This window comes from Prochlorococcus sp. ALOHA_ZT_50 (assembly GCF_022447305.1).
In the GTDB taxonomy this organism is placed as follows: Bacteria; Cyanobacteriota; Cyanobacteriia; order PCC-6307; family Cyanobiaceae; genus Prochlorococcus_A.
Map to the genome: position 1 here is coordinate 1 of NZ_JAKVCI010000034.1, position 14,183 is coordinate 14,183.

At 29.5% G+C, this 14,183-nt stretch carries 18 protein-coding genes; 10 read left to right on the plus strand and 8 right to left on the minus strand.

Annotation, left to right across the window (positions count from 1 at the left end):
- Positions 1 to 501 precede the first annotated feature (501 nt).
- From speB to MK115_RS08265, 8 genes are all read left to right on the plus strand, one after another.
- On the plus strand, positions 502 to 1,635 hold the full coding sequence (gene speB, locus MK115_RS08230; protein ID WP_287610727.1) for an agmatinase: 1,134 nt from the start codon (positions 502 to 504) through the stop codon (positions 1,633 to 1,635).
- A gap of 21 nt (positions 1,636 to 1,656) precedes the next feature.
- Positions 1,657 to 1,998 (plus strand): hydrogenase maturation nickel metallochaperone HypA/HybF, encoded by a 342-nt coding sequence (locus MK115_RS08235; RefSeq protein ID WP_287610715.1) that lies wholly within the window; start codon positions 1,657 to 1,659, stop codon positions 1,996 to 1,998.
- A 40-nt stretch (positions 1,999 to 2,038) separates the two neighbouring features.
- Positions 2,039 to 2,719 (plus strand): hydrogenase nickel incorporation protein HypB, encoded by a 681-nt coding sequence (gene hypB, locus MK115_RS08240; RefSeq protein ID WP_287610716.1) that lies wholly within the window; start codon positions 2,039 to 2,041, stop codon positions 2,717 to 2,719.
- Positions 2,720 to 2,824: 105 nt separating this feature from the next.
- On the plus strand, positions 2,825 to 3,823 hold the full coding sequence (locus MK115_RS08245; protein WP_287610717.1) for an ABC transporter substrate-binding protein: 999 nt from the start codon (positions 2,825 to 2,827) through the stop codon (positions 3,821 to 3,823).
- A 16-nt stretch (positions 3,824 to 3,839) separates the two neighbouring features.
- The gene (locus MK115_RS08250) at positions 3,840 to 4,658 is read left to right on the plus strand and encodes an ABC transporter permease (RefSeq protein ID WP_287610718.1); all 819 of its coding nucleotides are present in this window, start codon (positions 3,840 to 3,842) and stop codon (positions 4,656 to 4,658) included.
- Complete coding sequence (locus tag MK115_RS08255; RefSeq protein ID WP_079333226.1) at positions 4,659 to 5,420, plus strand: ABC transporter ATP-binding protein; 762 nt, start codon at positions 4,659 to 4,661, stop codon at positions 5,418 to 5,420.
- Between the two features lie 3 nt (positions 5,421 to 5,423).
- Positions 5,424 to 6,446 (plus strand): aromatic ring-hydroxylating oxygenase subunit alpha, encoded by a 1,023-nt coding sequence (locus MK115_RS08260; RefSeq protein ID WP_287610719.1) that lies wholly within the window; start codon positions 5,424 to 5,426, stop codon positions 6,444 to 6,446.
- A 115-nt stretch (positions 6,447 to 6,561) separates the two neighbouring features.
- Positions 6,562 to 6,879, plus strand: coding sequence for a hypothetical protein (locus MK115_RS08265; RefSeq protein WP_025946360.1), 318 nt, complete (start codon positions 6,562 to 6,564; stop codon positions 6,877 to 6,879).
- A 28-nt stretch (positions 6,880 to 6,907) separates the two neighbouring features.
- Here the strand turns inward: MK115_RS08265 and MK115_RS08270 are convergent, their stop codons facing one another.
- From MK115_RS08270 to MK115_RS08300, 7 genes are all read right to left on the minus strand, one after another.
- On the minus strand, positions 6,908 to 7,762 hold the full coding sequence (locus MK115_RS08270; protein ID WP_287610720.1) for an LOG family protein: 855 nt from the start codon (positions 7,760 to 7,762) through the stop codon (positions 6,908 to 6,910).
- Between the two features lies 1 nt (position 7,763).
- Positions 7,764 to 8,282, minus strand: a complete 519-nt coding sequence (locus tag MK115_RS08275) for a hemagglutinin (RefSeq protein ID WP_287610721.1) — start codon at positions 8,280 to 8,282, stop codon at positions 7,764 to 7,766.
- 79 nt (positions 8,283 to 8,361) lie between these two features.
- Positions 8,362 to 8,508 carry a hypothetical protein gene (locus MK115_RS08280; protein ID WP_209091391.1) on the minus strand — a complete coding sequence of 49 codons (147 nt, stop codon included), beginning with the start codon at positions 8,506 to 8,508 and terminating at the stop codon, positions 8,362 to 8,364.
- Between the two features lie 203 nt (positions 8,509 to 8,711).
- On the minus strand, positions 8,712 to 8,969 hold the full coding sequence (locus MK115_RS08285; RefSeq protein WP_287610722.1) for a hypothetical protein: 258 nt from the start codon (positions 8,967 to 8,969) through the stop codon (positions 8,712 to 8,714).
- A 760-nt stretch (positions 8,970 to 9,729) separates the two neighbouring features.
- Positions 9,730 to 9,885: a hypothetical protein gene (locus MK115_RS08290; RefSeq protein WP_179852253.1), complete on the minus strand. Its 156-nt coding sequence runs from the start codon at positions 9,883 to 9,885 to the stop codon at positions 9,730 to 9,732.
- 76 nt (positions 9,886 to 9,961) lie between these two features.
- Positions 9,962 to 10,165: a hypothetical protein gene (locus MK115_RS08295; RefSeq protein WP_042850950.1), complete on the minus strand. Its 204-nt coding sequence runs from the start codon at positions 10,163 to 10,165 to the stop codon at positions 9,962 to 9,964.
- Between the two features lie 2,175 nt (positions 10,166 to 12,340).
- Positions 12,341 to 12,727, minus strand: a complete 387-nt coding sequence (locus MK115_RS08300; RefSeq protein ID WP_287610723.1) for a DUF3804 family protein — start codon at positions 12,725 to 12,727, stop codon at positions 12,341 to 12,343.
- Between the two features lie 324 nt (positions 12,728 to 13,051).
- On the opposite strand from MK115_RS08300, the gene MK115_RS08305 reads away from it, so the two are divergent.
- The gene (locus MK115_RS08305; RefSeq protein ID WP_287610724.1) at positions 13,052 to 13,210 is read left to right on the plus strand and encodes a 3-phosphoshikimate 1-carboxyvinyltransferase; all 159 of its coding nucleotides are present in this window, start codon (positions 13,052 to 13,054) and stop codon (positions 13,208 to 13,210) included.
- Between the two features lie 31 nt (positions 13,211 to 13,241).
- Here the strand turns inward: MK115_RS08305 and MK115_RS08310 are convergent, their stop codons facing one another.
- Complete coding sequence (locus MK115_RS08310) at positions 13,242 to 13,622, minus strand: DoxX family protein (protein WP_287610725.1); 381 nt, start codon at positions 13,620 to 13,622, stop codon at positions 13,242 to 13,244.
- 196 nt (positions 13,623 to 13,818) lie between these two features.
- Between MK115_RS08310 and MK115_RS08315 the strand changes: the two genes are divergently transcribed.
- The coding region (locus MK115_RS08315) for a carbon storage regulator CsrA (RefSeq protein WP_287610726.1) at positions 13,819 to 14,183 on the plus strand (365 nt) is incomplete at its 3' end.

The following is a 14,183-nucleotide window of genomic DNA, read 5'->3' on the forward strand; positions in this document are numbered from 1 at the left end:
AAATGCTACTAAAGCTTGTCTTATCAATCGATTTGGTATTGTTGCTTATTGATTCCTGTAATTTCAGAAGTTATATTTAATGGACTATCTTAATATAAGAAATTTATGAGTACTCAAAGTAGACAGCGCCATAAAAGACAAGAGCAAAATAATACAGAATGGTTAGATGAATTAATCAATAAAATTGAAAATATGAAAAACAAAATATCTAATACCTATTAATTAATTACGTCTTCTGTCGTTTATTACGCTATTTAATAAATATGTTTGTAATTAAGCCAGCTTTTAGCAATAAAAGCTGGCTTTTTAAATGGAGTTATTTTTCTGATTTTTGCGAAAAGTTATTTAACAATGTTCCAATGAGGTTCTTTTTAAGCAAGTTTATGGTTCATTTTTATTTTTATTGACAATATTGAAATAAGTGAAAAAAAGAATTTTAAATTTGTGACTACTGAATCATCTCAAAATCAAGACTTTATAAGGAAGCATCCCAGCGAAGGAATGGATGCTTTAGAAAAAGAAGCAAAATTACCTCTGAAAGGATGGGAAAACGAAGTTGCCCGAGCAAAGGAATATGGTTTAGAAGCAGCTAAAAGCATTGTCGATAGAAAAATATCTACATTTTCAAGAGGAGAATTACCCCATTTTGCAGGTATCAATACTTTCATGAAAGCTCCATATGTTGAAAATGTAAATGAAGTGGGAAATTATGATGTTGCGATCGTTGGTGTTCCTCATGATTCTGGAACTACTTATAGACCAGGGACAAGATTTGGACCTCAAGGAATAAGAAAAATTTCTGCTCTTTATACTCCTTATAATTACGAAATGGGAGTGGATCTGAGAGAGCAGATTTCTATTTGTGATGTAGGAGATATTTTTACAATTCCAGCTAATAATGAAAAAAGTTTTGATCAAATTTCAAAGGGGGTTGCTCATATTTTTGCTAGTGGTGCATTTCCAATTATTTTAGGTGGAGATCATTCAATAGGTTTTCCTACAGTTAGAGGAGTTTGTCGCCACTTAGGAGATAAAAAAGTAGGGATCATTCACTTTGATAGACATGTAGATACTCAAGAAACAGATCTAGATGAAAGAATGCATACCTGTCCATGGTTTCATGCAACTAATATGAAAAATGCACCTGCAAAAAATCTTGTTCAATTAGGAATTGGAGGTTGGCAAGTACCAAGAGAAGGAGTAAAAATTTGCAGGGAACGAAGTACAAATGTTTTAACAGTTACTGATATCTGTGAAATGGGGTTGAAAGAGGCTGCTGATTTTGCGATTGAAAAAGCTACTGATGGAACTGACTGTGTATATATTTCTTTTGATATTGATTGTATTGATGCTGGATTTGTCCCTGGAACTGGTTGGCCTGAACCTGGGGGTTTATTACCTCGAGAGGCATTAAAACTTTTGGAGTACATTATCAGAAAAGTAAATGTATGTGGAATTGAGCTTGTTGAGGTTTCGCCTCCATATGATGTAAGTGATATGACAGCCTTATTAGCTACTAGAGTTATTTGTGATTCAATTGCACATCTTGTAGTAAGTGGTCAGCTCCCAAGAAAATCTAAACCAGAATGGATTTCAGATAAATGCAATATGTCAGTTGATCAAAAATGGAGATAGATTTTTGTGCATGAGGTAGATATGACAAAATGCCTTATACTTTCTATGGAAGAGTGGGCAGAGAAAAAAAATAAAGAAAAAATAATTGTTGAAAAGATTAATCTTAAAATTGGCGAATTTACTTGCGTAGAGCCAATATCATTAATAAATACTTTTAATGCTGCAGTCTTGGGTTCTTGGTTAGATTCCTCTGAGATTACTATTGAGACAATACCTTTTGAAGGAAAATGCTCTAAATGCAATAGATCATATTTTCCAAAGAAAGAGAATGGATATAAATCTCCATGTTGCAATTTTAATTTAGAGGAAATTATTAGCGGGAGGGAATTAAAAATCGCATCCATTGACTTTAAAGAAAAGTAGAAATTTAGTATCTAGAATAAAAATGTATTTTCAAATATAAATGCATTTACCAATTTCAGACAAAATTGAATTAAATATTCTTCATCAAAATAGTCATCAAGCTGAGAAAAATAAAGTTAAGTTTAATAATTATAATTTGCTTTGCTTGAACATAATGAGTAGTCCTGGTGCAGGAAAAACGAGATTACTTGAAATAACTTTAGAAGATCTTTCAAAAGAATTTCAAAGTGCTGTTTTAGAGGGTGATATGACTACTAATCTTGATGCGGCAAGATTAGAAAAATTAAATATTCCAGTAGTACCAATTACAACTGGAAGAGCATGCCATCTCGATGCAAATATGGTTAGTGGAGGTTTGAAATTACTAGAAAAAAAAATAAATCCTGATTTACTAGATATTTTGTTAGTGGAAAATGTAGGAAATTTAGTTTGTCCTGCAGAATTTGAGATTGGAGAACATTTTAAAGTTGCACTTTTAAGTATTACCGAAGGTGAGGATAAACCTTTAAAATATCCAATAATGTTTAGAGAAGCAGATTTAATTTTGATAACTAAAGTTGATTTGTTACCCCATTTGAATTTTGATATTAACGAATTAAAATCGAATATAGCATCAACTAATCCTAAGGCAGATATTATAGAAATTTCTTCAATAACCAAGTCTGGATTTGATTTATGGCAAAAATGGATTAGTAAAAAGATTCTGAAATTTAAAAAATAAGGAATATTGATTAATTAAAAGTAATCTCTTAAAAGTATCAGTCATTACAACTTTAGATTTACTTTTTCTTAAGTATTGATAGTACGTAAAATTTTTTTTTCAAATATGTTCAAAAAATTGAGAGTTTTTGCGGCCTCTTTGCTTGCTCTGATATTAGCGATTTCATTAAGTACATTATCAAGTCCTGCCGCTCCAAAAGGAGAACCTATCACTTTGGGATACAGTAACTGGGCAGGATGGTGGCCTTGGGCGATAGCTGTTGATCAAAAAATGTTTGAAAAAAATGGAGTTAATGTTCAGATGAAATGGTTTGATGGATATGTTCAATCCATGGAAACTTTTGCTGCTGGAAAAATCGATGGAAATTCGCAAACTCTTAATGACACTATTTCGTTCTTACCCGGAGAGAATGGAGGGGAAGTAGTTGTTTTAGTTAATGATAATTCTGCAGGGAATGACCAAATAATTGCAGATAAATCAATTAAAAGTGTTGCTGATTTAAAAGGTAAAACAGTAGCAGTAGAAGAAGGTGTTGTGGATGATTTTTTACTTGTTTTAGCTCTGAATGATGTTGGATTAACTAGAGATGATGTAATTATTAAAGGTCTGCCAACTGATCAGGCTGCAACTGCATTCGCAGCAGGAAAAGTAGATGCAGTTGGTGCATTCCCTCCATTTACCGGAACTGCAATGAAGAGGCCTGGAGCAAGAGTTATTGCTAGTTCAAAAGAATATCCTGGTGCAATCCCTGATTTATTAGCTGTAAGCGGAGATTTGATTTCTGAAAGACCAGATGATGTTCAAAAAATTGTTAAAACATGGTGGGATGTAAGAGAATTCATGGAAAAAAATCCAAGAAAATCTGAAAAGATCATGGCAAAGCGAGCTGGGATCCCAACACGCGAATACAAACAATATAAAGGTGGAACTAGGTTCTTTTCTTTGGAAGAAAATTTAGAAGCTTTTAGTGATGGGTTCGGTATGAAACATATGCCTTATGCAGCGAAACAAATGGCAGACTTTATGGTAAAGGTAGGATTTATTCCTGAAAAACCAGATATGAGTAAATTATTTGACTCTTCGTTCGTTAAAAACATCAGTTAATTAATACAAAATTAAAATGGTTAGTTCGAAATTAATCAAGAGGGATAAATATTTTTTATCCCTCTTTTCATTTGGTAGTGAACCGAAAAAATTAAATAAAATATTTCTTCAAATAGCCTCACTTTTGCTACCACTTTTAATTTGGACAATAGTGTGTCAATTAAAACTTGTGAGTGAAATGTTTTTACCATCACCTTTAGCGGTCTTTTATTCTCTTTTAGATATGGCTGAAAGTGGAATATTATTTGAAGATATTTTTGCAAGTACTGGTAGGGTATTTGCTGGTTTTATAATTGCGACAATTTTTTCAGTTCCTTTAGGAATTTTAATGGGTTCTTTCCCTTCTTTTTGTGCTTTATGTGAACCATTAATTGCGATGCTTAGGTATATGCCTGCCGCTGCTTTTTCTCCTTTGCTTATTATTTATTTAGGAATTGAAGAGGCTCCAAAAATCGCATTAATTTTCATTGGTACCGTTTACTTTAATGTTTTGATGGTTATGGATTCAGTAAAATTTGTACCCAAAGAACTCATTGAAACAACGCTTACTTTAGGAGGTAATACAAAAGATTTATTGATCAGAGTAATAGCCAGATATTCATTGCCAAGTATTATTGATACTTTAAGAATTAATATTGCAACTTCATGGAATTTAGTAATTGTTGCAGAGTTAATTGCAGCAGAAGTTGGTTTAGGTAAAAGGATTCAACTGGCTCAAAGATTTTTTCGCACAGATCAAATATTTGCAGAATTAATAGTTCTTGGATTAATAGGATTTGCTTTGGATATGAGTTTTAGATTGCTACTTAGACGTACATGTAAATGGGCTGTTTAAATGAAATTAGATGTTAATAATATTTCAAAATATTTTGGGGAAGGTTCAAATAGAAAAAAGGCAATTGAGGGAATAAGCTTTTCAATAAGTTCTGGCGAATTTAAAACTCTTGTTGGGAGCTCTGGATCAGGTAAAAGTACTATATTGAGGATTATTGCTGGGCTTGAGAGTCCATCTAAAGGGAACGTAAAAGTAGATGGAAAAATAGTTAGTGGACCGGGATTGGATAGAGGAATGGTTTTTCAGAAATATAGTCTTTTCCCTTGGCTCACAGCATCTGAGAATATTGCATTTGGAATGAATTTAAATTCTTATAAGTTGAAAGAAATAAAATATAGGACATCTTATTTATTAGAAGTAGTAGGTCTTCAGGATTCGGGAAATAAGTATCCAAAAGAATTATCTGGAGGAATGCAACAAAGGATTGCAATTGCAAGAGCTCTAGCGACTAACCCTAAAATTCTACTTTTAGATGAACCTTTTGGAGCCTTGGACTTACAGATAAGAGAATCTATGCAGAAATTTCTCTATGAATTATGGAAAAAAACTTCATTGACAGTTTTACTTATAACCCATGATATTGAAGAAGCATTAGCTCTCTCTCAGCAAATATGTATTTTGGCACCTAATCCTGGAAGAATCATAAAAGAAGTTAAGGTAGATCTACAAAAAGGAGATTTAGATAAATTGAAACTTGATTCGGATTTTGCAAAATTAAGATATGAGTTATCTGATTTTTTAAGAGGCCTCCAAAAAAAATAAATAATGTCAACTAGTTTTTTGCCTACTTGGCTTTATAGCGAACAAAAAATTTTTGAACTTGAATTAGAAAACTATTCAAAAAATTATTGGCACCCATTGATTTTCATAGGAGAAATTAAACCTGGCGAAATATTGGAAAAAAAATTCTTTAATCAATCATTATTAATCTCTTGTTCAGAAAAAAACTTAATAACTGTTTTCAAAAATAGATGCCCTCATCGTGGGTCAAAATTGTGTTTGCCAAAAACAAAATTAAATCCTTCTAAAAATATTTTTTGTCCTTACCATGGCTGGACTTTTGATAGTTTTGGCAAACTTAAAACCTTGCCATTAAAGTACGATTTTGAAACAAAAATAGAAACAGAGGATTATTTTTTAGAAAAAGTTAACTCTTTAATAAATGGACCTTTAATTTGGATTAATTTCAGCAAAAAACCAATATCTATAGATGATCAAATTGAGCTTGTTGGGAGAAAATGTAATGATCAATGGGATATGAATTACAGTATTTTTTCTGAATTTTCTGATACCTTAAATTGCAATTGGAAAATTGCCCATGACAATACACTGGACGATTATCATGTAGCAATAGCTCATAAAGATACCCTACATAAAGAACAAGGTCCAATTAAAAACTACAGGTATTTCTTCAGTGAATTTTGTAATGTACTTGTTACCCCTCTTAGTAGTGAAGGAAATCTATATACCTTTGGATTACTCCCATGGACCCATCTAATAATCTGGCCTGGTAAAGGGATTGTTTTAATAAATTATCTTCCTAAAAATATTGGTCAGTGTATTATTGAAATTAAATTAGCCTCTGCTTCTTTATGTGAAAATGATTTAGAAAATTGGAAAAAAAGTATATTAGAATTTCTTGGAGAAGATAAAGTTATTGTCGAATCAGTTCATAAGTCTTATCTGGAAAATTTTAAACTTGGTCCGCCTAATAGACTTGAACAAAGGATTATACACTGGCAAAATATTTATAAAGATTTTCTAAATGCATCGGGCATTTCTTTCTAAAATAATTTCTATTTAGTTCACAAATATTATTAATTAAATTTTTAATTTGGTAGGGATTTGACTACATATTTAATATGCTTTATTGATAATGTAGTTAAGTACAAAAAAGTTGATTATGAAAAATTTTATACTAATAATAGTCTCTTTATCTTTCCTATCTTCTTGCAGTAATGACAAAGATTTTTTTCTCACTGAGGGGAACGCTTTGTTAAGTTGCGGAGGTAAATCTCGTATCATCGAAAATGATAAAGAAGAGATAATTAATACTGAAGTCAAGGATTTAAGAGATGGAATTGGTAAATACGTTGAATTTACAGTTGTTGAGACTGATAAAAAAGGAGGCAAATATAGGATTATTAATTGTTTCCCAAGTGAAGAACCACAAGATTCAATAATAAAAACTGTTAAAACAAATTATAAATTAAGTAATTAAAAGTTATTTAAAAATAATTAGCTTACCTTTAAGCTGAGATTTTTGATGATTTGATAATTTCCCATGCTTCTGATGCGGTGTCTGCATATTGGAAAAGATTTAAGTTTTCATCTGAAATTAATCCAAGATCAGCTAGATATTCGAAGTTAATTATCTTATTCCAATACTCTCTACCAAAAAGTATGATTGGGATTTTAGTTTTCATTCCTGTTTGACAAAGTGTCAATAGTTCAAATAATTCATCTAGTGTTCCAAAACCTCCAGGAAAAAATACAGCAGCTACTGATCGCATGACAAAATGGATCTTTCTTAATGCAAAATAATTAAACTTAAAGCAAAGACCGGGAGTTATAAAAGCATTTGGGATTTGTTCATTAGGCAGACTGATATTTAACCCTATAGATTTACAATTTGCTTCAAATGCACCTCTATTAGCAGCTTCCATAATTCCTGGCCCCCCACCTGTCACAATCACATGAGAATTACAGTTTTTATTTTGATTACTAATTGAAGCAAGTTTAGAAAACTCCCTTGCGGATTGATAGTAATGACTCATAAGAAGCAAATTTTCTAATCTATTTAAATTTCGTTTTAAAAGTATCGATTTAGGATTTTTTTTAATTAACTCTTCTATATTTTCAAGTCTCTTTTTTATATTTGATTCTTCTGTAATGCTTGCGCCTCCAAAAATAATTATGGTTGAAAGAATTTTATTTTCTTCAAGGATTAAATCTGGTTTAGTAATTTCAAGAAGCATTCTGACTCCACGCATTTCATTTCGGCTAAGTAAACCAATATCTTCGTGAGCCAATTTATAAGTATCAGAATTAATAATTAAATTCAGGTTTTTTAAATTATTACTAGGGGATATATGTTTTTTCATTTCAAACAAGAGTTTTAACTTTTCTTTCTAGAGGATTAAAATAGACTCTTTTGATTTTGTTATTTTCGTAAATCCAATAAACAGGCGGACTTTTTCTTGCCTTAATTAAATTAATTTTGTCTAATTTTTGAGGGATAAATTCTTTAGCAGGATCAAAAAATTTATCTCTTTTGGGTTGGTTTAAAACAATACTACCTTCTTTCCCTGAGATAGATCTGTGATAAGTTCCTATAGGAATTTCTAATGCTCCCATAGATCTATTTAAATAAATCACATGATGAGGTTCATCCCAGGAAGGATTTATTAAAACAAATGTCCTTTCTCCAGTGATAACTAAATTGTGGTCAATTTGATGATTGTGAACGTAATATTGCTCATCTTTTAAATCATCTGGAGGAGATATAGCTTCCCCAGAATGGATCACAACATCAGAACCATTAGAACTATCTATGCCTGCATCAAAGAATGTGACTTTTGGAGTCTCTCTAAAAATATTTATTGGGAAGAATCTTAATTCCATAGTGCTAACTCCCTTTTAGAAAATTTATAAATACTAATAAAAATTTATTTACTTTTAAAAAACAGCTATTTTTTGATTTTTAATTGCAACAAACCAGGCAATCTTCTTGATTTGGATAATCTATACATTCTTTATTTAAAATTTCTTCTAAAAAATCTACTTTTTTAACATAATCAAGATCTTTTAATTTTTTGTTTGGAACCGTGAACTGAGTTTGTAGTTTCATTTTCTATTCTCCTAATTAATACTGTTTTTTGAATCCATTCCAAGTTTGAGAAAACCTTAATCCCAGATAAGAAATTAAAATTGTCCAAAATAAAATTTCTATACCTAAATTAGTCATTTGCTTGGCCTCCTTTCTATCTGATTATTCTTTAGTACGGGTATTATGTAAAAATCAAGCGTAAGAATACCTAAAAGTTAAAGTTTTTAATCACAAAAAATCTTGCAATGGTTGTTACTCGGATGTTCTGTACATTCATTATTCCAATAAGCTTCAATTTTTTTGAGCTTATTATCAAATGAAAGGTCTTTTTTATCCAAATTAATTTCTTGGATAGTAAATGTGTCATTTAGTGCCATAAGACTTACCCCTTGACTACAACTATGTTCTAATTCATTTGAATAGTAAATTTCAAGTTTTATGTGTGCGGTTAGAGGAACAAAATTGTACGGATTAAGGATCAAAAAAAAATCTCAAATTATGAATAATTGCAAGGAAAATATCTTCAAAAAATTTATTCCAACTTTAAAAAAATTTGTATAAATTTTGCTAGAAATTTTATTCTCTTAATACCTTCTTAGGTCTGCTAGTATCTATCATTCATCTAATCTATCTGCATATTCTCTTAAAATCTCAGCCATCTTTTGAGGTGGAATTTCTTGTTGATATTCTCTACAAAAATCAAAAAATTTATCTAATAAATCTTTATTGAAGAAGATATAAAAATTAGCGTCTCATTTTAAAAGTAAAGTATGCAAACCCACCAAGCAATAAAAGACTCACAACCCCATAAGTAATCGCTATGCCGTAGATGTAAGTCATTTATTTATAAAGATATAAGCAGAATATAAATAAACTAAGAAAACTCCAATAGCTATGGAACTTCCATAAATAAGAAAGTTCCAAAATCTATATAATTTAGGTTTTTTAAATTCTTTTTCTTCTTCTTTAGTAATCATTTATTTTCTTTTTCTTTTCTGGCAGCATTACCTTTTGCTCTTAATACCAAAGTTATCGTAAGGGCAGCGCTTAATATCACAGCATCAATTAATAGGTGCGGGGAAATATTCATCAGCTGAAAAGAGAAATAAGAAGAGTCATTATCTTTTCAGCAATAAATCTATTAAACATTAAAAAAGAGGGGTTTATCCCTCTAAGTTTAGATCGACTGTCAATCACAGTCTATTTTAGCTTTTTAGCTTCTCTAAAAAAACAGTATTTTATTTAGCCAGAGCAAGAGAAGGCACCTGCAAGAATATTTTTAAAAATTGGTGCTTGACCCAAGGCATACAAAAAGAAAGTTGATGATGCGAGAGTAATAGCTATTTTAGAAGCCCTGTTAACTTTCAAATTTGAGACTTTTGCAAATGCAGAGTTCATTTGTTCTTTAATTTATTGATCTTATAATAGCTGCAAAAATTAAATATTCAGCATCAATATTTACCAAAGAATAATTTTATTGCTCCTTTTTCTCAGCTTGCATTTTTACTAGCTCAAATTCTTTTTTAGAAACTATTCTGATTTTGTATGCTGGATATCTTGTCTTCCACCATTTATTGATCGAAATAGCTACTCCTTCTAAATTTTGGGTACAAATATTGACCCATAGAATTTTAGTTTCAACTTCTTTGTAGAATTCCCAACTTGTAGGTGAAGCCATTAAAAATCGCAAATGAAAAAATTCAATAAATTATGGGAAATGGTCCATAAGCTAAAACTTTTGTTTTTTTAATAAGAGGATTTAGTTGAAGATATAGAGTTTTCATTAAGTGGTAATAAAAAACTTTAAACAAAAGATTTACATCACTTTCGCCTTCTAGGAAAGTATTACTTTAATTTTATAACGAGTTTCAATTAAAAAATATCTCCGCAAAGAAGGGGCCAAAAATTGACCCCTCTTGGTGAAACTCTTCCAAAGAAACACCATTAAAATCTTACTCTGAAAGTTGCAAAGTTAAACAAATTAACAAAATCAAGATTAACAATTTATGCGGCCTTTTTAAAAGGGTTCATATTCCTTAAAAAGTTATTACTTTTGCGGGTACTCATTTTTCTATATCTTTGATTTATATCCAGGATATACTTTCTAGCTTTCTTATCACTTTCAATTTTCTTTTTTCGAAGACGTAAAGCCCTTAAATCTTCTATGGACATGAGGCCATCATCTTCATTGAAATTTAAATGATCAAATTGCATCAGTTTAAGAAATTAAGTTTCTTCTTTAAGTGCAAGATTAACAACCTTATCTTTATTTGCAATAGAGATAATTAACCAACTTAACTCAAATTAGTTATTCAATTTTCAGAAAGCTATGAATTTAAGTATTAAAAACTTTCTAAAATCAAGAAAAACTTTTGATTGAATTAGATGGAACTTCTACAGATACAAATGATTCTCCATAATGAGATTCGGCTGATCTTATCAGTAACCAGTAAAAGAAATTTACTAAAGCTTTCTCCACGAGGATTTAGTAACTAATTTAAATAAACTCATCATTTTTGTAATAGCAATATACAAAATAAATTTATTACGCAATCAAGATATTTACCTTATAAAGCATAGTTGCATATTAATTAAGAAAAATTTGCACTCTCAGGCTTTAGGCAGCGGACTAAATCCTCGTGGAGTATTGGACTTTAGCCCGCTCTATTTTTTTAGCAAAAGAAAAATAGCACTGCAAGGTAACTAGATCACCAATTTTTATATTTGACTCTGAATAAGCTAATTGAGCAAGAGTATCTGAGCATATGTTGGTGTTGTTTATTGTATAAATTTGCTACGAAACTTTTGTTATATCAATGGCTTCAGTATTTTTGCTCATTGATATATTCATTCTTAAATAATATTATTATTGATGCCTAAAGAAGGTTTAATTTTGAAAAAAATAATTAAATTTTTTAAACTACTTAAGAGAAGAATTGACATTCTCAATGCAGAGGCTGAATTAAAATTTATATTGGAAAATAAATAATGGGATTCCCACATTGCCCTATTTGTGTAGTTCTAGCATTTGTTTCAGTTTTTATGGGAGTTACTCGTAGTTATATGTTCTATATTCTTGTTCGGGAGTTTATGAGAGCCGAATCTACTTTTAAATTGAAGTTTAGTTTCTATTAATTGTTGACATCTAAGTATAAATACTTTATAAATAGATTGTAGTGAATACTACAAAATCGTCCGATCTACCATCTGATAGACCGCAGTACGACTCAAGCCATAGGACGGGGACTTGAGCAAGTTCAGGAGCTGCATCATGGTAAACATGTATTTCAATGGAAAGTCATTCGTATATTGTAGAAAACAAGAAGAAAAGATTATAAAGCTTACTTATAGAGGATCTATTTACTTGAAATAAGATTTCTAATTTCTTTTTAAAAAAAGTTTGGACATTTATTGACGTTTTTGGATTAAGTATTTATTAATACTTTATAAGAAGAACTTATAGTGAATATATTTTTTGCCTATTTAAAAATTCATATATTCGTATATTTAGTAACGAGAAATTAATTTTAAAATAATTAATTTGTAATTAGATTTTTAAAAGGTTATGCAACCTATTTCTGAGGAACTTTACAAAAAAATAGTTGAGAGTTCTAAAAAATGAGTAAGTTACTAATTGCTTTATTGGCTTTAGATATAGGCGTTAGTCTGTCTAAAGTTTTTATTTTTACCTGAAAATCAAATTACTTAGCATAAAAGAAGCAATTGTTTTCTAAAAAAAGAAATAGTTACTGGGTATTCTTTATTTGATGTATTTATTTTATAAAATAAAAAATTAAACCAATAAAAGAACTACCTACAAGTAGTAGCACCATTAAAAGAGCTATTAACTTTGCTAATCCCATAAAGATAAATCCGAATTTCCTGTAGATCTTTGCATCCAGTGAATTTTCCAAACATTATTTACTTTTTTAAAAATTGACGTAACTGTTGGTAAGTCATCATTAGGTGTCCCTTTATAAGTAAATTTTGAACCTAGTGTAAAAATGCACATTACTATATTTTCGCTTAAAAATTCGAATCGGTGAATTTTGGTTATTTCTGCCTTTTCTTGAACAATTTCATCAGTAATCATTTGTTCGAACCCTTTTGCATCTATAGGATTACCACTCGGTCTTATGAATAAAAAATCTGAAGTCGCATTGTTAACAAAAAATGAGGCCATTTTTTTTGGATTAGCAAACTCATTTAATAATGAAATTATTGTTTCTTTATCATTCATAAAAAAAGGGACGTAATCCTTCTAGTTTAGAACTACTGTCTAAGAATGTACAAATCTTAATGGGATAATTCTAAAAAAAATTCGTTAGGATGTTTGAAATAATTAGATTTTTAATGTAAATCATGATCAATTCATTAAACAAATTATTGCCCGTTGGCAAAAAGGTCAAAAAATATTTGCCTTTCTTTATTGGATTTAAATTACTTACATTTACTGGCTTTCTTACTTATTTAATGAATCGCTAATTGATATAACCTTAACAATAAAGTTTAACTAAATTAAGATCTAGTGAATAAAGAAGAACGAACTAAAAGATTTAAGTCTATGTCAAGTATGCAAAGACAAGAATTGATATTAAAGAAGATGAAAGAGAGAGGCATAGAGGTAGGAAGTGGAATTCCTAATAAAAAATACGATAGCAAAGAGGTTTATGAATTAATTCATATTGCGAATTGCTTCCCAGAATTAAGAGAGAAAAAATAAAAAAATATTTAGGTTTATTTAATTAAGTTATTTATTTTGGTTCCCTTATTGCAGCAATAATTAATCCACCTATTAATCCGAGATTCATAAATACTGCTCTTTGATGAAAAGGGAATACATGAAAAATTATTGTTGTTGGAATAAGAAATAGTAATAAAAAGACTGAACCGATTTTTTGATTTTCCCCAAATATAAAAAATCCAGAACCCAAGATAAGACATATAATGGCTCCCACTAGAAGAATAGATGAAATTGGTTCAGGAATACCTTTTGAAGAAATATATTCAACTGTTCTTTCAAAATCATTTATTTTGCCTGGTATGGCTGAGATAAATATTGCTGAAATTGATACTCTTGAAAAAAAATCTAAAAAAGATTTGATACTTTTATTTTTCAAAAAAGAATTTTTCATAATCTTATTATAAGAAAAAAATTTTATGCGTTTGATAAATACTTTATTAGTCCGAAATACTTTTAAATTTTTCTCAAAGAGGTTTAGCTAAATTAATAGAAATCTTTTTAATTAATGTGAATCTTTTTAAGGTAATTAATAGTAATTTATGAATTGTCTTTTTATATTTATGAAATAATAAATCTAATTAAAATAAATGTTTAAAAAATTTCTTTTAACTTCTTTTTTACTTTTAAGTTCCCTCATAACTATATATCCTTCAAAAAAAGAAAATACTAATTTTTTCGATTATTGTTATTCTTTAGAAAAAATAATTTCTAGAAATACAGTAGAAAAAAATAAGAATCTATCTAAGAATTTTAGGCCTTTAGCAAAAGATATTACTCTATTTGGGACTAACAAAACTAAAGGTAATTTTGCTAATAAGATAATTGATCAATATAAAAATTCCAAAAAATTATTTATTATTAATTTTGTTCCAAATCAAATTTATTGTTTAGCAGGATATTGGATAGAGGAGTTAAGTCCAGGAAAATTTGAATCGATTTTCTATCAGAAAAC